We start from the raw sequence: 23,023 nt of genomic DNA on the forward strand, positions 1-23,023 counted from the left end.
GGCTTTAAGGTTAGTCTATTTTTTCAAGCTCTTGTGCGAGTTGCTTAGATTCATCCCCTCTTGGTGTGGTAAAACGTGCTAAGCCTAAGTAAATTACAGGAGTAAGATAAAGCGTAAACAATACCGCCAATGCTAAGCCGCCAAACACCACCCAGCCTATGGCATTTCGGGCCTCAGCCCCTGCGCCTGTAGAGAGAATTAACGGCAACGCACCAAGCAGTGTCGATATAAGGGTCATTGTAATTGGACGCAAACGCACCATTGAAGCTTGCTCGACAGCTTTTCTGACCGTTAAGCCTTGATCGCGTAACTGATCTGCAAATTCAACAAGCAAAATCGCATTTTTAGCGATTAAGCCTATCAGCATCACTAAACCTATTTGAGAGTAAATGTTTAACGACGTACCGGTTAAATAAAGCGCTAATATGGCCAAGGTAATACCAAAGGGAACAGTTATCATTACCACAATGGCACTATTTACATTTTCAAATTGCGCGGCCAACACTAAAAATACGATTAAAAAAGCAAGTACATAGGTTATGAGTACTTCGCTGGATGTTTCTTCATACGTTAGCGCTTCACCTTTAAACGCAAGAGCAATACCTGGCTCTAACGATTGTTCAGACACGGTTTTTATTTGCTCTACTAAAGCAGCTATGGTTAACGACTCTGGCAGTTCCATGCTGAGCTCTATTGAACGACGCTGAGCATGTCGCTCAAGTTCTGCAGCCACGCCTTCTTCAGAAATATACGCCACACTACTTAACGGAACTAAACTGCCATTACCCGCTCTGATGTATAAATTTGCCAAATCACTTGGACTGTTTATGGTTTGGTTTTGCGCTTGTAGCATAATTGGCACAGACTGATCGCCAATGTTTAAATCTTCTACGTCGTCGCCATTTATTGCTGCGCGCAAGGTAATGGCAATGTCGTTTAGTGCTACTCCTAGCTCTTGTGCACGTCGTCTGTCTATATTTACACGAAGTTGTGGCTGCGATGGTTGATACGAAATACGCACAGGTGCCACCTCAGGAACAGCTTTTTCTAAGGCCGCAGAAAACTGCTGTGCCGCTTTAAATATTTGCAAATAATCTTGACCAAGTAACGCTATTTCAACGCCTCCCCCTTGGCCGCGTAAATTTAAACTATTTGCACCACCTGGGTATGCCGGTGCTCCTGGAATATCGCCAAGCGGTTGTCGTATTTTGTTAATAATTTCTTGTTGGCTAAAATGGCGCTCATCCCAATGCTTTAAAGGTACAGTGATGAACACAATATTAGGGTCCCATTGGCCTACTACAGTATAAATAGACTCGATTTCGCCACTATCGACAAACGGAAGTAAAATGTCTTCCATTTTTATCGCTTGCCTATCCATAAAGTTAAGCCCTACACCATCTGGGCCTCGTGCAAATATACGAATTTTACCTCGGTCTTCTGTGGGCAAAAGCTCACTATCTAAACTGGCGTACAATGCCCCAGAGCCCGCGGCAACCAATAAACACGCCGAAAACGTAAGCCATGCGTGGTTAAGCACCTTGTGAATTGATTTTGTATAAATTGCGCCAAGCCAGTGACCTAACTTTGCAAACGGGTGAAAGCCCCCCTGCTTTAACTTTAATTTAGAGGTAAGCGCAGGCACTAATGAAAGTGCAACAAAGCTTGATATAATCACGGCGCCTGCAAGAACACCGCCAAACTCTCTAAATAAGCGACCCGCCGTAGAGGGCAAAAATGCAATGGGTATAAATACAGCAGCCAGTACTGCGGTGGTTGCCACAACAGCAAAAAACACCTCTCGGGTCCCTATTACGGCAGCTGCTCGACGTCCTAAGCCAAGCCCTCGCTGGCGCTGAATATTTTCACTTACTACTATGGCATCATCAACAATTAGGCCAGTGGCTAATACAAGCGCCAACAAGGTTAAAATATTTATTGAAAAACCCAGTGCCCATATAAGCGCTAACGAACCAATTAAAGCAACAGGAATAGCAAAAGCAGGTACTAAAGTAGCACGCCAAGAACCAATAAATACCCATAAAGTGATTACCACTAACAGTACAGTGAGTAACAAAGAGTAAATTACTTCATCGACTGAGCTTCTTATAAATTGTGCATCATCAGAGGTAAGCGTAAATTCCATTTCAGGAAAGCGCGTTTGCATATTTTTTATAAGCTTGAGGACTTCATCTGATATTTCAATTGTATTTGATTGTGCTTGGCGAATAATTTCCATACCAATAACAGGTTTACCGTTTAGCCTTACCATAGAGCGCGGATCGGCAGGCCCAAAATAAACGGCTGCAATATCGCTAATACGGGTGTCGCCTTGAATTATTATATCGCCCACTTGCTCAGGGGTGATTGATGTAGCATCAGCACGGACAATAATTTGCTGATCGTTTGCCTTTAAACTCCCTGCAGGTACATCAAATGGAGCTTGGCTGAGCACTTGTGCTACATCGGGCACAGTTAAATTAAAGCTACTTAGTTTTAGTGGGTCTATACGTACTCTTAATACTCGTTCTCTATCACCGTTTAAGCGTACATCTGCGACACCCTGAATGGTTAAAAATTGTGGCGCTAAGTCAACATTTACGCGCTCTGTAAGTGCTTCGAGCGATAAACTTTCACTGGATACAGTTAGCGATACAACCGCTTCGGCGTCGTTGTCGGCTTTAATAATAGACACACGCTCTACTTCCTCTGGAAGGTCACGCTCTACACGTGCAACAGACTCACGCGTCTCATTTGCAGCGTCATCTAAGTTTATCCCTGGTCTAAATTCGACCACTATACGTGCATTTCCTTCTTCACTTTGTGCACGTATTGATTTAACGCCACTTACACGTGCCACTGCGCCTTCTAATTTACTGGTTACTTCGGTATCAACGGTCTCAGGCGAGCCACCAGGAAACGGGGCCGAAACCGTAATACGTTGTCTATCCACATCAGGAAGCTCTCTTACTTCAACTCCCGCTATAGCCGCAATACCTGCAATAATAATTAATAAGTTAAGCACCACAATAAGGACTGGGCGGCGAATCGCCATCGAGGGTAAATCGTGCATCATAGGTTGCTGTTTCATACCTACTCCTGCGTATCTTGTGCGGGTAAATTAAAGCTTAGTTCTTGGCCTGCACGTAAGCGTTGTACCCCTTCAACGACTAAAATATCGCCTTTAGTTAACGGCCCAGAAACCAATAATCGCCCCGCCAAACGCTGCTCTATTTTTACATCAACACGGGTTGCTTTTTTATCTACACTAGTCCATACGTATGGACCAGTTGCCCCCCACAGTAATGCAGCCTCAGGAATTGCAGCAAAACGCTCGCCTAGCACTTCAATATGTACCCTAAAGCTCATGCCGGGTAAAAATCGTTGTTTTTCATTATTTAGCTTTGCTTTAACGCGTAAAGTACGGGTTTGTGGGTCTACGCGTGAGTCTAAATAGGCGATATCAGCGTTAATGGCAGTCCCTGATTGCCAAGGAAATACCGTTAAGCTGCTTTTATTACGCAACATAGTAATGGCCGACTCAGGCGCATTAAAATTTATATACAGGCTTGTTGTATCATCGATTGTAGCAATAGCGGTTTGCTCGGTTATTCTATCGCCTACCTCTACATCTGTAAGCCCCATTATGCCATCTATCGGCGCAATTACTTTTCTGTCTTCAAGCTCAGTTTGCGCTTGTACTAACGTTACTTTGGCAAGCTCTACAACGGTTTTAGCATCATCAACATCGCTTTTGGGTACAGCCCCTTTGGCCTGACTTTTTTCTAATCGTTTTAATATTCGCCGGGTGTCGGCAAGTCTAATTTTAGCCTCATCAAGCGCAGCTTTTTGCCTACGAGAATCAAGTTCTAGTAAAATATCACCTTTATTTACTTTATCACCTGGCTTAAAAAAAACGCCTGTTACTCTATCGCCTACTGCCGGATACATGACAACCGAATGTATTGCCTCTGTATTTCCAACTGCTTGAACCTGTTGTTTGGCGTTTTCTAATGTGATTTTTTGCACTACAACGTTTGCGCTCATTGCAGGGGTACAGATAAATATCAATGTACTGAGCACACCGATTATAAAATTATGCGATTTCAACACAACACCTTAATTAATTATTATTCCCATTACCTTACGAAGTCTAACACCTCATTGATCAATAAGTAGAATAGAGAGATAAATTAGCGAAACTATAAGATGAAATTAAATTGGTAATACCAATTTGATTTTTAAAAGGCCCCAAAAGGCTGAGCATTTATACAAATACAGGCAGGATTAAACTAAAAAGTGGCTATTTAAATAAAAAAGCCCAGTATAAACTGGGCTATGCAAATAATAAGGAGTTAGAGATTATTTACCACGCTGCGCATCTTTTTGAGCTTTTTTAGCTTCTTTACGTTGTTGTAAAACCGCTTGCGCTTCATTACCAATATGCCCTTCACCACGAGCTTGTGCTAATTCTATTTGCTTTTGACGCTCAGCAAAACGAGCACGCTGCTCATCGGTTACATTGTCAATACAGTGATGGCACGAAACACCTTCCATGTATTCTGGCTTTTGCTTTTCTTCTTCTGTAATCGGCATACGACAGGCATGGCATTGATCGTAAGAGCCTTTTTGTAAATCATGATTTACTGCTACACGATTATCAAAAACAAAGCACTCACCTTCCCACATTGTTTCTTCTTTTGGCACTTCTTCTAGGTATTTTAAAATACCGCCTTCAAGGTGGTAAACTTCATCAAACCCTTGCTCTTTCATGTAAGCCGTTGATTTTTCGCAGCGAATACCGCCGGTACAAAACATGGCTACTTTTTTGTGTTTTTCTGGGTCTAAATTTTCTTTAGCCCACTGAGGGAATTCACGGAAAGTTTTGGTATTAGGATCGACTGCATTTTGAAAAGTACCAATTTCAATTTCGTAATCGTTACGTGTATCAATTAAAATTACATCAGGGTCAGATATTAATGCATTCCACTCTTTAGGTTTAACATAGCTACCCACTACTTTAAGTGGATCAATCCCTTCAACGCCCATAGTAACAATTTCGTTTTTTAGTTTTACTTTAGTACGGTAAAACGGGCATTCGTCATCGTATGATTCTTTAGTTACTATGTCTTTTAGGTTTTCTTGTGTATCTAACCACGCCAGTAAGTTATCTATTCCTTCGCGCTTAGCCGATACAGTACCGTTGATACCTTCAGCAGCAAGCAATAGAGTACCGCGTACTTCGTTTGCTTCCATTACTTCTAAAAGGGGTTTACGTAGTGCTTCAAAATTTGGCAAACCTACAAATTTGTACATTGCACACACTACAAAGTGCTCGTTTGTCACATTATCTTTATGAACAGCAGTCATTTTACTTCCTATTTTGCTTTGATAGCCTTAAGTGGCGTTTACCGAATCGTAAATCCGGCGCATATGGGGCGCGTATTTTACGCTTTTTATAATTAATTGCAAAAAATAGCGCGTTAGAATGGTTTTTACTGTCGGCATAACCCTTGTGTAAGCTATAATGCGGCCATTAATTTAAGTTGCACATTGGAGAACACGACTTTGCACTTTACTGATCTTGGGATTGATACTCGCCTTGAAACACAATTAGCACATCAAGGGATCACCCAGCCCACAGATATTCAAGCACATGCAGTGCCTACCGCACTTGCAGGGCATGACATTTTTGCTCAGTCTAAAACTGGGTCGGGCAAAACATTAGCGTTTTTATTACCTGCTGTTCAGCGAGTTATGAAACAAAAAGCGCTCAGTAAACGCGATCCACGTGTCCTCATCGTTGCACCAACCCGTGAGCTTGCAACGCAAGTATTTACTCAATTACGTTTATTAATTGCGGGCACAAACATTAAAGCTGTAAAAATACTCGGTGGCGAGAACTTTAACGATCAGATTAAAGCGCTTCGTAACGACCCGCACTTTGTTGTGGCAACCCCAGGGCGTTTGGCCGATCACATTACAAAACGCTCATTACAATTAAGCGGGTTAGAGTTATTAATTTTTGATGAAGCTGACCGTATTTTAGACTTAGGTTTTACTGAGCAACTTAAGATGATTAACGAGCAAGCGAATCACCGCTTGCGCCAAACATTACTTTTTTCAGCGACTTTAGATCACGCTCAAGTCGATGCCTTATCGCGTAATTTATTAATAAAACCAAAGCAAATTACTTTGAGCGCCGCAAACGAGCAACACAGTGATATTAAACAAACACTCTATTTAGCCGATCACCTTGATCATAAAGAAGCGTTACTTGAGCATTTTTTAAAGCAGGACAATGTTGGCCAATGTATTATTTTTACAGCAACCCGTGCTGATACCGGCCGTTTGAGTGAAGCATTAAATGCAAAAGGTTTTAAATCGGTGGCTTTAGCTGGCGATTTAACACAGAGCAAACGCCTTGAGATCATGGACTCGTTTAGCCGTGAAAACTTTAAAATTTTGATCACCACTGACGTCGCTTCACGTGGACTCGATTTATTAAGTGTAACGCATGTAATCAACTTTGATTTACCAAAACACGCTGAAGAGTATGTACACCGTATAGGTCGTACAGGCCGTGCGGGATTTAAAGGTAATGCACTATCGCTAGTAGGTCCTAAAGACTGGGCAAGTTACTTAGCAATTAAGTCGTTTTTGAACGAAGAACTGGTTTTTGCAAGCGTTGATGGCCTTAAAGCTAAATTTAAAGGTATAAAACAGAAAAAGCCTGCAACAGCCGCTGTAAAAACTAAAAAAGTTGCACAGGTCAAAAAGCCGCAAGTTAAACGCAAGGCAAAACCTAAAAAACCAGCTGCACCTATAAAAGCCCCATTGAACATTGATGGCAATTCACCAATGCGCCGTAAAAAAAAGCCTGAGCAGGAATAATTATGAGTTACCTAGGAACAACACAAACCTTATTTGTTAAAGAAGTGAGCAATGAAGGTGCTTACCTTGATGGCCACGATTTAGGGGAAGTGTTTTTACCCAAGCATGAAATTAAAGATGAACTCGAAGCTGGAGATAGCATAAGCGTTTTCATTTTTTTAGATAACGCAAACTTACCTACAGCAACAGTAAAAAAACCTCACGCCCAAGTTGGTGAATATGCATTACTTCGTGTTAAAGAAATAAATAGCATTGGTGCTTTTTTAGATTGGGGGCTCGAAAAAGATGTTTTAGCGCCTTTTAACGAGCAAAAGCCACGTATGCAAGAAGGTCATTCCTATTTAGTTCGCTTGTACTTGGATAACGCGAGCCAACGTATTTGCGCATCAAGTAACTTTAATCGCTTTTTATCAAAAGATGAGCCTCAATACACTCACCTTCAAGAAGTTGATTTAATTGTGGCTGGTAAAACCGATATTGGCTACAAAGTGCTTATTGAAGAGTCTCACTTTGGTGTTGTTTTTTACAACATGGTGTTTAAAAACTTATTTGTAGGGCAAAAGCTTAAAGGCTTTATTCAAAAAGTACGTGAAGACGGAAAAATAGACGTCATCCTTGAAAAGCCAGGCATGGGTAAAGTAAGTGAGCTTGGTGATAAAATAATGGAAAAACTTAAAAACGAAGGCGGCATACTAGCCATTGGTGATAAATCTGATCCTGAGCTTATCAAAAAAGTATTTTCAACCAGTAAAGCTAACTACAAAAAAGCCATTGGTGGTTTATTTAAGCAAGGCTTGATTGATATAGAAGCAAAATCTATTCGCTTAAAATAGGCGTACACTTTTTATAAGCGCTAACATTATGTTAGCGCTTTTAATTAAAAACGTTTTAAATAGTTTAATTAAATGATTGTTGATAGGTGATAAAACGTTTTGATGAATAAAACGTGAGTTAGCCATTATCACTAACGGCACTTATATTGCCCTACTCTTTGCCTTCACGTTGTAGTGAGTGAAATTTATGAAACAAAGCTAACACTGGATTTTCTCCCCCCAAAATAAGTAGGGAATTGCTAATAGGCATTAGCCCATAATACGCTTATACGGTAACGTACATTCAGTATATTGCTTTGAATAATCAAGTATTTCAGCTTTGGTTTCTAAGCTGAGCGGTGCTAACCTAAATACTTTATTTTCACATTCACTTTGTTTGCTATCGTGATTCGAAATACATTCCGAGGTAGTCACGTTTTGCCGCGTTAAGCGCTCTTCATTTTTATAGCATAAGTGGTGTGCATAGCCATGCATGGTTTGTTTAAACTCAAATAAATCTACGGGGTAATTCGCGACGAGATCAGTAATCGCCGCAACACCATCATATGCTTTACTCGAAAAAACATATTTATTAACTGAAAAAACCGCAACAACGATTAATATAGATCCAAAAATTAACTTCAAAATAAACCCCTTACTGCATTCTTAGTACTAATGTAGCATAAAAATGTATTCATAAAAGGGGTTTAGCACTAAATAATTGCTTTTTGTTAATTTAAATTAGCGAGCTGTTAACATCATTCAAAGTTTGCACTGGATTTGATGATTGTGTGATTGGTCTACCAATCACTAAGTAATCGCTACCGGCTTCAATAGCTTGCTTAGGTGTCATAATCCGCTTTTGGTCGCCTAAATCACTTCCCGCAGGGCGAATGCCTGGGGTAATTAACTTAAATTCGCTACCAAAGTGTTCTTTTAACACTTTAGCTTCTTGAGCTGAGCATACCACCCCATCAAGCCCTGCTTCTTTTGTTAATTGTGCTAAATGGATAACTTGTTCTTGCGCTGATTTTTCAACGCCCAATCGCTTTAACTCAGTTTCATCCATGCTGGTTAGCACTGTTACTGCAATTAATAAAGGTGCTTTATCGCCAAACTTTTCAAGTGCCAGCTTTGCTTTATTCATCATTTCAAAACCACCTGATGCATGAACGTTTACCATCCAAACGCCCATATTAGCCGCTGCGGTAACCGCTTTTGCCACTGTGTTAGGGATATCATGAAATTTTAAATCTAAAAATACGTCAAAGCCTAAATCAATTAACTGTTTAACGAATGCAGGCCCGAAATAAGTAAACATTTCTTTGCCTACTTTTAATCGACACGACTCTGGTGAGAGTTTTTTTACAAAATTAAGAGCCGCCTCTTGTGAATCGTAATCTAGGGCAATAAGAACTTTTTTTGTATCTTCTAAAGACATAACTATCCTAATGAATGGCAGTAAAGTTATAAATAGTTGGGGGTTATTAAAATCCGTCTAGGCCTCTACTTGGTACAATGGTTTCCCAATGTTTACAAGATGGGCAGTTCCAATAAATGGTGTGGCTTGTAAAACCACAATGTTGGCATTGAAAGTCTGGTTTTGTAGCTATATATGACGTAACTAGCTTATCAATTTCATCAAGTACCTCTTTGGTATTTGGATTTTTATCAGCCATTAGCTGTAATAAAAAGCTAAAACCTCTAATTGTTGGCTGACGTTTTAAGCTGTCAGTTAAAAACTCAAATGCCTGTTTGGTATTTCCTTGCTCTAACAATGCTTGGCAATGTTTTATTTTTATTAGTACCCCACCTTTGTCGAGCAAGTCACATAATAAATCATGAAATTGATGCGTTAAATTTAAGTGCTTATAACTATGTGCAAGCTGGTCAATAAACAAAGGCGCAAACAATGTAAATTGGCAGACTAATTCACGCCAATAATAAATAGCTTTTACGTAGTCTTCGCTTGTGTAAGCCGATAACCCCAATTCGTATAAAGGGCGAACCGCTTTGTAATTTAAACTAATGGCTTTGCTCATTAATTGCGGTTTATTTTCGCTTAGGGCCGCCTCGCTATAAAAATTAGCAATGGCTTTAAAATGCTGCTCTTTAACAAATAACTCACCGTGTGCTTCGAACATATTAATGCCCTTTTCCCACTCTCGAGTTTGCGAATAAAGAGCAATAATAGGGTCAAGCGCTTGTTCATGCCCAGCTTTAACAAGCCACACTAAATGTTCTTCTGCACCGTCTAATAAACCGGCCATAATATAATCTTCGGCTAGTTCTAAACGGCTAGTGGCAGCTTGTTGCTCATTTAAACTTGGGTGTTTTAAAAGGAGTTCATGGATTTTTATTGCGCGGTCAAGCTCACCTCTTCGGCGAAACATGGTAGCAAGGGTTGAATAGTGGTCGACAGAATCAGCAGCAACCTCTAATAGATTGATTAGATGCTCTAAGCCCTGATCTTCTTCTCTGTCTAGTAAAAACTTTAAGCCTTTACTGTATTCAGAAGTAATTTGACGGTTGAGTTGATGAGCTTGGTTTTTTGCACTATTTTTGCCCATAATCCAGCCGTAACCGGCAGCAACAGGCAGTAGTAAAAACAAAAGCTCAATCATGATTAGGTGTCTTTATTAGCAATAAGCTTACTATTATTTTTTTCTGGCGCTAATTGTTTTTTTAAGCGGTAGTTTTGCCACTTTAATTTAGAAAACAATTTAAAGCTAATAAAACATCCTATTATTACACCCAGTATAAAGCAGATACTTATTATTACAGCGAGTGGTAAGGTATTACTGGCAATAATGTAATTTATTTGTACCAATTGTGGATTTTGAGAACCCAATAAAAATGCGCAAAATAGGCATAGTACAACCAGAATAATTTTTAATACCTTAAACAAGTAACTACTCCAACTGGTTAACTAGGCAATACTCTCATTTACGCGATCGCGTAATTCTTTGCCTGGTTTAAAATGAGGTACATGCTTACCATCAAGCTCTACTGTATCGCCAGTCTTAGGATTACGACCTGTGCGAGGAGCGCGGTAATGCAAAGAGAAACTACCAAAACCTCTGATCTCAATACGATCTGAAGTAGATAATGAGCCGGCCATTTGTTCAAGAATTTCTTTTACTGCATTTTCAACATCTTTCACTGGAACGTGTGCGTGCTGTTCGGCAAGTGTTTCTATCAGTTCTGACTTAGTCATAGCGTTTCCTTAAAGAGAATAGTGGAAGGGCAAAACTGCCCTTCCAATTAAAAACTAATTAGTAATTAGTCTTTTTGTGCATTTGCGAAAGCAGCTGCCATTGCGTTTTCAAACACTGGCTCTTCTTTCTTAAGCTTCTCTAGTACTTCTTTCTCTTCTGCTTCGAAAAGAGCTTTAACAGATAAGCTTAAAGTGCGGTTCTTACGATCAACGCCAACGTATTTAGCTTCGATTTCGTCGCCTACAGAAACAACAGTCGTTGCATCTTCAACGCGCTCTTGAGCGATATCAGCTACACGGATGTAACCTTCAACGCCTTCGATAAGCTCTACAGTTGCGCCTTTCGCATCAACTTCAGTCACTTTACCTTTAACAATAGCACCTTTTTTGTTTGCATCAAGGTAGTTATTGAACGGGTCAGCTTCGATTTGCTTAACACCTAGAGAGATACGCTCACGCTCTGGGTCAACTTGCAATACGATAGCAGTGATTTCGTCGCCTTTCTTGAATTCACGTACAGCTTCTTCGCCTGGCGTGTTCCAAGAAATGTCTGAAAGGTGTACAAGACCATCAATACCACCGTCAAGACCGATAAAGATACCGAAGTCAGTGATTGATTTGATCTTACCAGTAACTTGGTCGCCTTTGTTTTGTAGACGAGCAAATTCCTGCCAAGGATTAGCAATACATTGCTTAAGACCAAGAGAAATACGACGACGCTCTTCGTCGATTTCAAGAACCATAACTTCAACAGTGTCACCTAGTGAAACAACTTTTGAAGGGTGGATGTTCTTGTTAGTCCAATCCATTTCAGAAACGTGAACTAGACCTTCAACGCCTTCTTCGATTTCTACGAAGCAACCGTAATCAGTAAGGTTAGTTACACGACCAGAAAGCTTAGAACCTTCTGGGTAGCGACCAGCGATAGCTGCCCATGGATCTTCGCCAAGCTGTTTAAGGCCTAGAGATACACGAGTTTTATCTTTGTCGAATTTAAGAACTTTAACTGCGATTTCGTCGCCAACATTAACGATTTCTGAAGGGTGCTTAACACGCTTCCACGCCATATCAGTGATGTGTAGTAGACCATCAACACCACCAAGGTCAACGAATGCACCGTAGTCAGTAAGGTTCTTAACGATACCTTTAACTTCTTGACCTTCAACAAGGTTAGCAAGAAGCTCTTCACGCTCTTGTGAGTTTTCAGATTCGATAACTGCACGACGTGAAACAACAACGTTGTTACGTTTTTGGTCAAGCTTGATTACTTTAAATTCAAGCTCTTTGCCTTCAAGGTGAGTTGTGTCACGTACTGGACGAACATCAACAAGTGAACCAGGTAGGAAAGCACGGATTGAATCAACTTCAACTGTGAAACCGCCTTTAACTTTACCGTTGATAACACCAGTAACAGTCTCTTGCTCTTCACATGCTTTCTCAAGACGGATCCACGCTTCGTGACGCTTCGCTTTCTCACGAGAAAGGATAGTTTCACCGAAACCGTCTTCGATTGCATCTAGTGCAACATCTACTTCGTCGCCTACAGCAACTTCTAGTTCACCAGCAGCATTTTTGAACTGCTCTGCAGGGATAGCACTTTCTGATTTAAGACCAGCATCTACAAGTACAATGTTATTCTCGATTGAGATTACTGTACCTTTAACAATAGAGCCTTGCTCTGCTTCAAAACCCTTTAAGCTTTCTTCAAATAACTGCGCAAAATTTTCTGACATACGAATATACGTCTCATATATTAATACCAATAAGCAACCATGCTGCATGGGGTTGTTAAAATAGCACTGGCGTCCTGCTGGTGCATAAAATGTGTTTAGCTTCGCTTGGGAAGCTTACCTTCTGAAATAGCAATATCTACTAAAGTTATAACTTTATCAAACACTTGCTGAGCATTAAGCTCGCTTGTGTCTATTTCAATTGCATCATCAGCAGGAACAAGCGGTGCAACCGCACGATTCATATCGCGCTCATCACGAGCTTGAATGTCCTGTAATAGACCACTTAGTGTAACATCAAGACCACGCTCATTCAACTCAACATAACGTCTGCGCGCGCGTTCTTGTGCACTGGCGGTTAAATATATTTTTAATGGAGCGTCTTGAAAAACCACGGTGCCCATATCTCGGCCATCAGCAATTAAGCCCCGCTCGGTTTTAAACGCTCGCTGGCGTCGAAGTAACGCTTCACGTACACGGGGTAATGCAGCCACTTTTGAAGCAGCAGCCCCAACCTCTTCATTACGAATTGTCGAGGTTACATCTTCGCCTTCTAAAATAACTTTTCCAGCATTAGTTTGGCTATCAACCAAAAACTGCACATCTAAGTTTGCAGCAAGCGGGACAAGCGCTTCTTCGTTGTCTAATGCTATTTGGTGATGAAGTGCGGCAAGGGATAATACACGGTAAATTGCGCCGCTATCCAATACATCCCACCCCAATTTGTCGGCTAACAAGCGACAAACAGTTCCTTTACCTGAACCACTTGGGCCATCAACGGTGATTACGGGCATTAATAACGCCTGCATTTAGAACCTCCTGCAATGCACACCTAAATAAAACCGCGATATTATACGTCACTTCTACAAATAGATCCGCTTTAGTGTGTAACTTTTTATAATTATTTATAAAAGCTCTACTCACTCACTGATGCTAAAACCTTGAAAAAGGTTGGAAAAGTTTTGTATGTGCACTTAGGGTCGTTGATAGTAATAGGCTTTCCGCCTACGGCTACCATCGCAAAACACATTGCAATACGGTGATCATCATACGTATCAATAGCAACATCATTAAACGAATTTGGCGGTGTAATTTCGATAAAGTCATCGCCTTCTATAACCTCTGCTCCCACTTTACGAAGTTCAGTAGCCATTGCATATAAACGATCAGTTTCTTTTACACGCCAATTATATATATTACGAATAGCGGTAGGCCCCTTGGCAAATAACGCAACAGTGGCAAGTGTCATTGCAGCATCGGGGATCGCATTAGCGTCAATATCTACGCCTTTTAATTCACCTTTACGCACAACTAGGCGTTCGTCATACCAATCAATCTGGGCGCCAACTTGTTCCATCACTTTTGCAAAACCAATATCACCCTGTACTGATTTAGCGCCAACCCCTTTAATTTCAATTTCGCCACCGGCAATAGCCGCTGCCGCAACAAAGTAAGACGCTGATGATGCGTCACCTTCAACCATAATACGCTCGAGTGATTGGTATTGTTGGCCGCCTTTCACTTTAAATGTTGTGTAATTGCTGTGCTCAACGGTCACCCCAAAACGTGCCATTACATCTAATGTAATATCAATGTATGGCTTAGAGACCAAAGTACCCTTAATAGAAATTTGCGTATCACCACTAAATAAAGGGGCAGCCATTAGCAATGCAGTTAAAAATTGGCTAGAAATACTGCCATCAATTTCAACAGTACCGCCTTTAATTTGCCCACCAATTATTTTTAGTGGTGGGTAGTCTTTATGCTTTGTGTAGGTAATATCGCCGCCAAGTGCTTGTAGCGCATCAACTAGGTGGCCTATTGGGCGCTCTTCCATGCGCGGCTCACCTATTAGCTCATATTCGCCAGATACAGCAGCAAGTACCGCGGTTAAAGGACGATACGCAGTACCTGCATTTCCTAAAAATAAAGGTTCACTTGGTGTTTTAAATATACCGCCAACCCCTTCAACAGTTGCCACAGTGCGGTCATCATTAAGCGTTACGTTAACACCTAGTAGATTTAATGCACCCAACATATGGCGAATATCATCACTATCTAGCAGGTTTTCTACAACGGTAGTCCCTTGAGCCAGCGCTGCTAACAATAAAATACGGTTTGATAGGCTTTTAGACCCTGGTAAGGTAACGCTGCCATTTACACGAGAAATAGGCTCTAAACGAAGTTGTTCCATTAGCTGTGCTCCTTTGCAAATGCCGCCATAAAGTCAACTAAGGCTTGAACACCTTCAAGTGGCATTGCGTTATAAATACTTGCACGCATACCCCCTACTATTCTGTGTCCTTCAAGTGCAAGTAAGCCAGCCTCTTTAGATTGCATTACAAACTTTTCGTTTAAGCTTTCATCATTTAGCCAAAAGGGTATATTCATGCGAGATCGGCAGTGCGCGGCTACTTTATTGGTATAAAAAGGCGATTCATCAATAAAATCATAAAGCAGCTTAGCTTTAGCAATATTGTGTGCTTCCATTGCCTTAACGCCACCGTTTTGCTCTAACCATTCAAATACTTCGGCTGCTAAATACCATGCAAAGGTAGGCGGTGTATTAAACATGCTGCCTTGTTTTGCTTCAAGTGCGTAATCTAAAATACCTGGTTTAGCCAAACCTTCACGCTCAAGTAATGTTTTGCGCACAATAACGATAGCTATACCTGATGGACCTATATTTTTTTGTGCACCGGCATAAATTAAATCAAACTTGTTTACGTCAATTTCACGCGACAAAATTGTTGACGACATATCAGCAATAATTGGCGCCGTTGGGTGACTAGGCACATCAAAAATTTCTAATCCGTCTACCGTTTCATTTGGGCAGTAGTGAATATAAGATGCATCTTCAGGTAAGTCCCACTGTGCCACTTCTTTTATAGAAAACAGCCCGTTAGCGTCATTTCTGACATTGATTGAGTGAGTTTGAGTAAATTTATTAGCTTCGTCAGTCGCACTTTTAGACCACACGCCGTTCTCGCAATAAACCGCCGCTTTACCATGCTGATGCAAATTTAATGGCACAGCGCTAAATTGACCGCGGCCCCCACCATGCATAAACAACACTTCAAAATCATCGCTAATATTCATTAAACGACGAAGGCTGGCTTCGCATTTTGCAGTAAGCGCTAAAAAATCTTTACTGCGATGGCTTATTTCCATCACAGATACGCCTAAATCTTGCCAGTCTAAAAATTCTTTTTGTGCTTTTTGCATAACAGCTTGCGGAAGCATAGCTGGCCCCGCACAAAAATTATATTTACTCATTACCTTTGCCTCATTCCAGTAATTTAAACCTCTTTGATAAACAAAAAAGGATTATTAATTTTTTTCAACATGATTAAAAAAAGCGGCCTTAGCCGCTTTTTCAATTTCAGTTATTCAGAAGGTGGATTATCATCCGTTGCTTCTTCATTTACTGTATCAACCGTTTCAACGTCTTCAATATCAACTAAGTCACTGTCTGTAACTTCAATCTCTTCGATACGTTGTAAACCAACTACTTGCTCTTCGTCAATAGTTCTGATCAAAATAACGCCTTGGGTGTTACGTCCAACCGTCGATACTTCGTTAACGCGGGTACGTACTAGCGTACCACGATTAGAAATAATCATTATTTCATCGTTGTCGTCAACTTGTACAGCGCCAACTACTGCGCCATTACGCTCACTCACCTTAATAGATACAACACCTTGTGTTGCACGGCTCTTCGATGGGTAATCTTCAAGTTGAGTACGTTTACCGTAACCATTTTCAGTCACAGTTAAAATAGCACCGTCAGACTTAGGCACAATTAATGACACTACGCGTTGGTCGTCGGCCATCTTAATACCACGAACACCGGTAGCAGTACGACCCATAGGGCGAACACCTTTGAAACGAACCTCAGGGTTGCCTTCTTCATCAAGTACCGGATTGCCGTTTTCATCAACTACAGTAGACTCTTCGGCTTCTTTAAAGCGTACCACTTTACCAGCATCAGTAAACAACATAATTTCATTGCTACCATCGGTAATATCAACCCCAATTAGGCTATCGCCTTCGTTAAGGTTTACAGCAATAATACCGCTTGCGCGTTGGCGGCTGTATGCCGTTAGTGGTGTTTTCTTCACGGTACCAAATGCAGTTGCCATAAAGATGTACTTATCTTCTTCGTACTCGCGTACAGGTAGAATAGCAGTAATACGCTCATCATCTTCAAGTGGCAGTAAGTTAACAATTGGCTTACCGCGTGCGGCGCGACTTGCCAGTGGTAACTGGTATACTTTAAGCCAGTACAAACGACCCGCAGTAGAGAAACATAAAATGGTATCGTGGGTATTCGCAACTAAAAGACGTTCAATGAAATCTTCATCTTTCATCTTCGTTGCTGACTTACCTTTACCACCACGGCGCTGCGCCTCATAATCAGACAATGCCTGATACTTAACGTAACCTTCGTGCGACAAGGTCACAACAACATCTTCTTCGTTGATTAAATCTTCAAGGCTAATGTCGTGCGCGGCAGCGTTAATTTCTGTACGGCGCTCATCACCATACTGCTCTTTAATTTCAACTAACTCATCACGAATAACTTCCATTAGACGCTCAGGGCTGCTTAAAATGTGAAGTAACTCAGCAATTAAATCTAACAGCGATTGGTACTCTGCTAAGATTTTTTCATGCTCAAGGCCGGTTAGTTTGTGTAAACGTAAATCAAGAATCGCTTGCGCTTGTTGCTCAGAAATATAGTACTGACCATCTCGAATACCAAGCTCACTTGCTAGCCAATCTGGACGTGCTACGTTGTCTTCCCCTGCTTTTTCAAGCATAGCTTTTACATTACCCAAATCCCATGGACGTGCCGTCAAGGCCAATTTAGCCTCAGCTGGGGTTGGTGATTTACGAATAAGCTCAATAATAGGGTCAATGTTGGCAAGCGCAATTGCTAAACCTTCAAGGGTATGAGCACGGTCACGGGCTTTACGTAAATCAAATACGGTACGGCGTGTAACCACTTCACGGCGGTGAATAACAAACTCTTCAAGCATTTCTTTTAGGTTGAAACACTTAGGTTGGTTATTAATTAATGCAACCATATTCATACCAAACACAGTTTGTAACTGAGTTTGTGCATATAGGTTGTTTAGAATAACTTCACCAACATCGCCACGCTTAATCTCAATAACGATACGCATACCGTCTTTATCTGATTCATCACGTAGTGCGCTAATGCCTTCAATTTTTTTATCTTTAACAAGCTCAGCAATCTTTTCAATTAAGCGGGCTTTATTAACCTGATAAGGGATTTCGTGCACGATAATAGTTTCGCGGCCTGTTTTTTCATCGGTTTCGATGTCGGCACGTGCTCGCATGTACACTTTACCACGGCCTGTTAAGTAGGCATCTTCAATGCCTTTTTTACCATTAATAATGGCAGCCGTTGGGAAGTCAGGACCTGGAATGTAATCCATTAATTCATGAATCGTTAAATCAGGATTTTGAATAAGCGCTAAACAGCCATTCACCACTTCAGTTAGGTTATGTGGAGGAATATTTGTAGCCATACCTACCGCAATACCCGATGAACCGTTTACCAGTAAGTTAGGCACTTTGGTCGGTAAAACGTCAGGAATTTGTTCGGTACCGTCGTAGTTTGGAACGAAATCAACCGTTTCTTTTTCAAGATCGGCTAATAACTCATGCGACATTTTTGCCATACGTACTTCTGTATAACGCATTGCCGCTGCTGAATCACCATCAACCGAACCGAAGTTACCTTGGCCATCTACAAGCATATAACGTAGTGAGAATGGCTGTGCCATACGCACGATGGTGTCATAAACTGCACTGTCGCCGTGTGGGTGGTATTTACCAATTACATCACCGACCACACGGGCCGATTTTTTGTAAGGCTTATTCCAGTCATTACTAAGCTCGTTCATTGCAAACAAAACGCGGCGGTGAACAGGTTTTAAACCATCACGTACGTCTGGTAATGCACGTCCTACGATTACACTCATTGCATAATCTAGGTAGGAGTTTTTTAACTCGTCTTCAATATTGACTGGCAGAATTTCATTGGCGAGATCAGTCATTTGATATCACATTCCTTCAGTATCAGCTCTTTGCAACCCGGTATTGGGTGCCAAGAGTATTTGTTATTATTTCTAAGCGACCATGCTATCACAATTAATTTTAATTTACAGGCGCAAAACTTTGCGATTTATCAATTTAGGCCTATATAATGGCCTCAGATTGACGAGGAAGTATTTTATGACCGAACATCAAAATGTAGATAACGCAGAAATAGCAAAATTTGAAGCCATTGCTGAGCGATGGTGGGACCAAGACGGAGAGTTTAAACCTCTTCACGAAATTAACCCATTACGATTAGACTTTGTAGCTAACAAAAGCCAAGGTTTATTTGAAAAAGAAACACTCGATGTAGGTTGTGGTGGCGGTATACTTAGTGAAAGCATGGCGCGCATGGGGGCAAACGTAACCGGTATAGACATGGGCCAAGAGCCACTCACCGTAGCCAAACTACACAGCCTAGAAACGGGTGTAAATGTTGACTATATAAAAGTACCTGCAGAGGAGTTTGCAAACCAGTACCCTGCTCGCTTTGATGTAATAACTTGCATGGAAATGCTTGAGCACGTCCCTGATCCTGCCTCTATAATTCGTGCAGTAGCAAAGCTTGCCAAGCCCGGCGCTGATGTATTTTTCTCAACTCTTAATAAAACGCCTAAAGCATACTTGTTTGCTATTGTAGGTGCTGAAAAGCTATTGAAAATGGTGCCCGAAGGCACACACGACCACAACAAATTTATCAAACCTGCACAACTAATTGCATGGGCTGAGCAAGCAGGCTTAAAAGTACGCGCCAGTGCAGGTCTTAGCTATAACCCGCTTTCTAAGCAATATTCATTAAATACAGATGTAAGTGTTAATTATATACTTCACTTTGAGAAGTTAGCGTAATGGCTAGCTCTTCTACTCCAGTAACTCCTTTTGAGTACGATGCTTTTTTATTTGATTTAGATGGCACTTTACTTGATACAGCTGATGATTTAGGTGCAGCATTGAATGCTGTGCTTAAAAGTGAAGGTGTTGCACAAGTTACACCTGAGGCGTACCGAAAAGCTGCTTCTAATGGTGCAGGTGCATTACTTGAGCTCGGCTTTAAAGAACAATGGGCCACGCAACCTCAAGCACAGCGGATAAAACAGCTAGTGAGTTACTATAGCCAAAACCTAGCTAATCACACACGTTGCTTTGAAGGTATAGAATCATTACTCATAGCCCTTGAAAACCAAGCTACAAAATGGGGGATAATGACCAATAAACCTGGGTTTTTAACCGACCCTTTAGTGGCAGCTATCCCCGCATTAAAAAATGCACATGTGGTGATCAGTGGCGATACACTTACCGAAGCAAAACCGTCTCCTTTACCCTTATTACACTGTACAAAACTGATGAACGTTGATCCTAAGCGTTGTTTATATGTAGGTGATGCACAACGTGATATACAAGCGGGTAAAGCTGCAGGTATGCATACCGCTACAGCGCTTTGGGGCTATATACCAAGTATTGAGGAGGCGTTGCGCTGGGAAGCCGACTTTAATTGGCGCAGCCCTATTGATGCTTTTAACCATATATAGTGCCATTAGCTCTATTAAACACTATATATTGTGATCGTGTTAGTTTTTATGCACAGCTTGATGATAAAAAAAGCAGTCAAAATTTATTTTCAAAATGCGCAAATTTAGCTGATCATTAGTTGATTTTTACCTATTTCAACTTAAATGATTGTTCAAAGGTGAGTGACTACTAACACAACTGCTTTATCCCAAAGTTATCCACAAATAGGGGCAATTATGTCCCTTGCAAATCAACTCAGACCACACTATCTTGTGATCTCTAAATTGAACAACACCAGATATTGTGGCCAAATGTTATTCAATTAAATTCGCCCATACGGTGAAACTTATAATAAATGAATACGTACCTTGCTTTAGCGAGGTATAAAACATTGGTCAAAATACTCAATTCCCAAGGAATACAGGCAAAGCTATGAACCAACAGTTATCTGTAAGCAAGCGTGACGGGCGTAAAGAGCCGCTAGATCTTGATAAGATCCATCGCGTTATTGAATGGGCCGCCGAAGGTTTAAACAACGTATCGGTTTCACAGGTTGAATTAAAGTCGCACATTCAATTTTACGACGGTATTCGTACAAAAGACATTCACGAAACCATCATTAAAGCAGCAGCCGATCAAATTTCAAAAGAGTCGCCTGACTACCAGTATTTAGCTGCCCGCTTAGCTGTATTCCACTTACGTAAAAAAGCGTATGGCCAGTTTGAGCCTCCACGTTTATTTGACCATGTTACAAAAATGGTTGAAGACAAACGCTACGATGCTCACTTACTTGTTGATTACACAGAGCAAGAGCTTGACGAGCTAGATGCGTATCTTGATCATTCGCGCGATCTTAACTTTAGCTACGCAGCCGTAAAGCAACTTGAAGGTAAATACCTGGTACAAAACCGCGTAACAGGTGAAATTTACGAAAGTGCTCAGTTTTTATATATTTTAGTGGCTGCGAGTTTATTTTCTGACTACCCGCGCGAAACACGTATTGATTACATCAAGCGTTTTTACGATGCTGTATCAACGTTTAAAATCTCTTTGCCTACACCCATTATGTCGGGTGTACGTACCCCTACTCGCCAATTTAGCTCATGTGTACTTATTGAATGTGGCGATAGCCTTGATTCAATCAATGCTACATCATCTGCGATTGTTAAATACGTATCACAACGTGCGGGTATTGGTATTAACGCCGGCCGTATTCGTGCGTTAGGCAGCCATATTCGTAACGGTGAAGCGTACCACACTGGTTGTATCCCTTTTTATAAGCACTTTCAAACAGCTGTTAAAAGCTGCTCGCAAGGTGGCGTTCGTGGCGGTGCAGCAACCTTATTCTATCCGCTTTGGCATTTAGAAGTAGAAAACCTGCTTGTACTTAAAAATAACCGTGGTGTTGATGATAACCGTGTTCGTCATTTAGATTACGGCGTACAGTTTAATAAGCTAATGTATTCTCGTTTAATTAAAGACGACTACATTACGTTATTTAGCCCATCAGATGTGCCTGGCCTTTACGATGCATTCTTTGAAGACCAAGACGAGTTTGATGCGTTATACGTAAAATACGAGCAAGACGAGTCTATTCGTAAAAAGCGTATCAAAGCGATTGAGCTTTTCTCAATGTTCGCACAAGAGCGAGCTAGTACAGGTCGTATTTATTTACAAAACGTGGATCACTGTAACACTCACAGCCCGTTTATTTCTAAAGTTGCGCCAATTCGCCAATCTAACTTATGTTTAGAAATTGCATTGCCAACTAAGCCGTTAAATAACGTAAACGACGAAGAAGGCGAAATTGCCCTTTGTACGCTATCGGCATTTAACTTAGGTGCTATTGAATCGCTTGATGAACTGGAAGAGCTTGCGGAACTTGCAGTTCGTGCTCTTGATAATCTACTTGATTTCCAAGACTACCCAGTACCGGCTGCACGTAATGCCACAATGGGCCGCCGCACATTAGGAATAGGTGTAATTAACTACGCTTACTACTTAGCTAAAAATGGTAAACGCTACTCAGATGGCAGTGCTAATGCACTGACTCATAAAACGTTTGAAGCAATTCAATATTACTTAATGAAAGCATCAAACGAGCTTGCTAAAGAGCGTGGCGCGTGTCCTAAGTTTAACGAAACAACGTACTCTCAAGGTATTATGCCAACGGATACATACAAACGTGACTTAGATAAAATTTGTGATGAGCCACTGCACTTAGATTGGGACTCATTACGTGCCAGCATTAAAGAGCACGGCATGCGTAACTCAACACTTAGCGCATTAATGCCTTCAGAAACATCGTCGCAAATCTCTAACGCGACTAACGGTATTGAGCCACCACGTGGTCACATTAGCGTTAAAGCAAGTAAAGACGGTATTTTAAAACAAGTAGTGCCAGAGTACGAACGCTTAAAAGATAACTACGAGCTGCTGTGGGATATTCCATCAAACGATGGTTACTTACAGTTAGTGGGCATAATGCAAAAGTTTATTGACCAAACTATTTCGGCCAATACAAATTATGATCCAAGTAAGTACGAAGGCGGTAAAGTACCTATGAAAGTCTTATTAAAAGACTTACTGGGTGCCTACAAATTGGGTGTTAAAACACTTTATTACCATAACACCCGCGATGGTGCATCAGATGCACAAGACGATACGCCAGAAGTCGAAGATGACGATTGTGCAGGCGGCGCGTGTAAAATTTAATAGATAAACTTAAAGCGGGC

The 23,023-nt window shown here is 41.1% G+C and carries 18 protein-coding genes; 5 read left to right on the forward strand and 13 right to left on the reverse strand.

Annotated features, from left to right (window positions below):
• Positions 1-10: 10 nt before the first annotated feature.
• From AN391_RS14420 to AN391_RS14430, 3 genes are all read right to left on the reverse strand, one after another.
• Complete coding sequence (locus AN391_RS14420; RefSeq protein ID WP_055016049.1) at positions 11-3,091, reverse strand: efflux RND transporter permease subunit; 3,081 nt, start codon at positions 3,089-3,091, stop codon at positions 11-13.
• A gap of 2 nt (positions 3,092-3,093) precedes the next feature.
• Complete coding sequence (locus AN391_RS14425; RefSeq protein ID WP_055016050.1) at positions 3,094-4,110, reverse strand: efflux RND transporter periplasmic adaptor subunit; 1,017 nt, start codon at positions 4,108-4,110, stop codon at positions 3,094-3,096.
• A 252-nt stretch (positions 4,111-4,362) separates the two neighbouring features.
• Positions 4,363-5,370 carry a rhodanese-related sulfurtransferase gene (locus AN391_RS14430; RefSeq protein ID WP_055016051.1) on the reverse strand — a complete coding sequence of 336 codons (1,008 nt, stop codon included), beginning with the start codon at positions 5,368-5,370 and terminating at the stop codon, positions 4,363-4,365.
• Between the two features lie 198 nt (positions 5,371-5,568).
• Between AN391_RS14430 and AN391_RS14435 the strand changes: the two genes are divergently transcribed.
• Both AN391_RS14435 and AN391_RS14440 read left to right on the forward strand, forming a co-directional pair.
• On the forward strand, positions 5,569-6,894 hold the full coding sequence (locus AN391_RS14435) for a DEAD/DEAH box helicase (RefSeq protein ID WP_055016052.1): 1,326 nt from the start codon (positions 5,569-5,571) through the stop codon (positions 6,892-6,894).
• Positions 6,895-6,896: 2 nt separating this feature from the next.
• Positions 6,897-7,727 (forward strand): S1 RNA-binding domain-containing protein, encoded by an 831-nt coding sequence (locus AN391_RS14440; protein WP_055016053.1) that lies wholly within the window; start codon positions 6,897-6,899, stop codon positions 7,725-7,727.
• 249 nt (positions 7,728-7,976) lie between these two features.
• Here the strand turns inward: AN391_RS14440 and AN391_RS14445 are convergent, their stop codons facing one another.
• From AN391_RS14445 to gyrA, 10 genes are all read right to left on the reverse strand, one after another.
• Positions 7,977-8,351 (reverse strand): hypothetical protein, encoded by a 375-nt coding sequence (locus AN391_RS14445; RefSeq protein WP_055016054.1) that lies wholly within the window; start codon positions 8,349-8,351, stop codon positions 7,977-7,979.
• Positions 8,352-8,442: 91 nt separating this feature from the next.
• The gene (gene pyrF / locus AN391_RS14450; protein ID WP_055016055.1) at positions 8,443-9,147 is read right to left on the reverse strand and encodes an orotidine-5'-phosphate decarboxylase; all 705 of its coding nucleotides are present in this window, start codon (positions 9,145-9,147) and stop codon (positions 8,443-8,445) included.
• Positions 9,148-9,193: 46 nt separating this feature from the next.
• Positions 9,194-10,330 carry a lipopolysaccharide assembly protein LapB gene (gene lapB / locus AN391_RS14455; protein WP_055016056.1) on the reverse strand — a complete coding sequence of 379 codons (1,137 nt, stop codon included), beginning with the start codon at positions 10,328-10,330 and terminating at the stop codon, positions 9,194-9,196.
• 2 nt (positions 10,331-10,332) lie between these two features.
• Positions 10,333-10,614: a lipopolysaccharide assembly protein LapA domain-containing protein gene (locus AN391_RS14460; protein ID WP_004587873.1), complete on the reverse strand. Its 282-nt coding sequence runs from the start codon at positions 10,612-10,614 to the stop codon at positions 10,333-10,335.
• Positions 10,615-10,635: 21 nt separating this feature from the next.
• The gene (ihfB, locus tag AN391_RS14465) at positions 10,636-10,923 is read right to left on the reverse strand and encodes an integration host factor subunit beta (protein WP_004587872.1); all 288 of its coding nucleotides are present in this window, start codon (positions 10,921-10,923) and stop codon (positions 10,636-10,638) included.
• A 65-nt stretch (positions 10,924-10,988) separates the two neighbouring features.
• Positions 10,989-12,656: a 30S ribosomal protein S1 gene (gene rpsA, locus AN391_RS14470; protein WP_055016073.1), complete on the reverse strand. Its 1,668-nt coding sequence runs from the start codon at positions 12,654-12,656 to the stop codon at positions 10,989-10,991.
• Between the two features lie 95 nt (positions 12,657-12,751).
• Entirely contained in the window at positions 12,752-13,462 is a 711-nt protein-coding gene (gene cmk, locus AN391_RS14475; protein ID WP_055016057.1) for a (d)CMP kinase, read from the reverse strand.
• A 107-nt stretch (positions 13,463-13,569) separates the two neighbouring features.
• Positions 13,570-14,847 carry a 3-phosphoshikimate 1-carboxyvinyltransferase gene (aroA, locus tag AN391_RS14480; RefSeq protein WP_055016058.1) on the reverse strand — a complete coding sequence of 426 codons (1,278 nt, stop codon included), beginning with the start codon at positions 14,845-14,847 and terminating at the stop codon, positions 13,570-13,572.
• Entirely contained in the window at positions 14,847-15,929 is a 1,083-nt protein-coding gene (gene serC, locus AN391_RS14485; protein ID WP_055016059.1) for a 3-phosphoserine/phosphohydroxythreonine transaminase, read from the reverse strand. The genes aroA and serC overlap by 1 nt, the downstream gene beginning before the upstream one ends.
• 110 nt (positions 15,930-16,039) lie before the next feature.
• Positions 16,040-18,739 (reverse strand): DNA topoisomerase (ATP-hydrolyzing) subunit A, encoded by a 2,700-nt coding sequence (gene gyrA / locus AN391_RS14490; protein ID WP_055016060.1) that lies wholly within the window; start codon positions 18,737-18,739, stop codon positions 16,040-16,042.
• Between the two features lie 178 nt (positions 18,740-18,917).
• Here gyrA and ubiG point away from each other — a divergent pair, with 178 nt between their 5' ends.
• The 3 genes from ubiG to nrdA all read left to right on the forward strand — a co-directional run bounded on the left by ubiG (position 18,918) and on the right by nrdA (position 23,003).
• Positions 18,918-19,628 carry a bifunctional 2-polyprenyl-6-hydroxyphenol methylase/3-demethylubiquinol 3-O-methyltransferase UbiG gene (ubiG, locus tag AN391_RS14495; RefSeq protein ID WP_055016061.1) on the forward strand — a complete coding sequence of 237 codons (711 nt, stop codon included), beginning with the start codon at positions 18,918-18,920 and terminating at the stop codon, positions 19,626-19,628.
• Positions 19,628-20,308 carry an HAD family hydrolase gene (locus AN391_RS14500; protein ID WP_055016062.1) on the forward strand — a complete coding sequence of 227 codons (681 nt, stop codon included), beginning with the start codon at positions 19,628-19,630 and terminating at the stop codon, positions 20,306-20,308. Before ubiG ends, AN391_RS14500 begins: the two co-directional genes overlap by 1 nt.
• A gap of 412 nt (positions 20,309-20,720) precedes the next feature.
• Entirely contained in the window at positions 20,721-23,003 is a 2,283-nt protein-coding gene (nrdA, locus tag AN391_RS14505; protein WP_055016063.1) for a class 1a ribonucleoside-diphosphate reductase subunit alpha, read from the forward strand.
• Positions 23,004-23,023: the final 20 nt, after the last annotated feature.

Source organism: Pseudoalteromonas sp. P1-13-1a (assembly GCF_001401875.1).
Classification (GTDB): domain Bacteria; phylum Pseudomonadota; class Gammaproteobacteria; order Enterobacterales; family Alteromonadaceae; genus Pseudoalteromonas.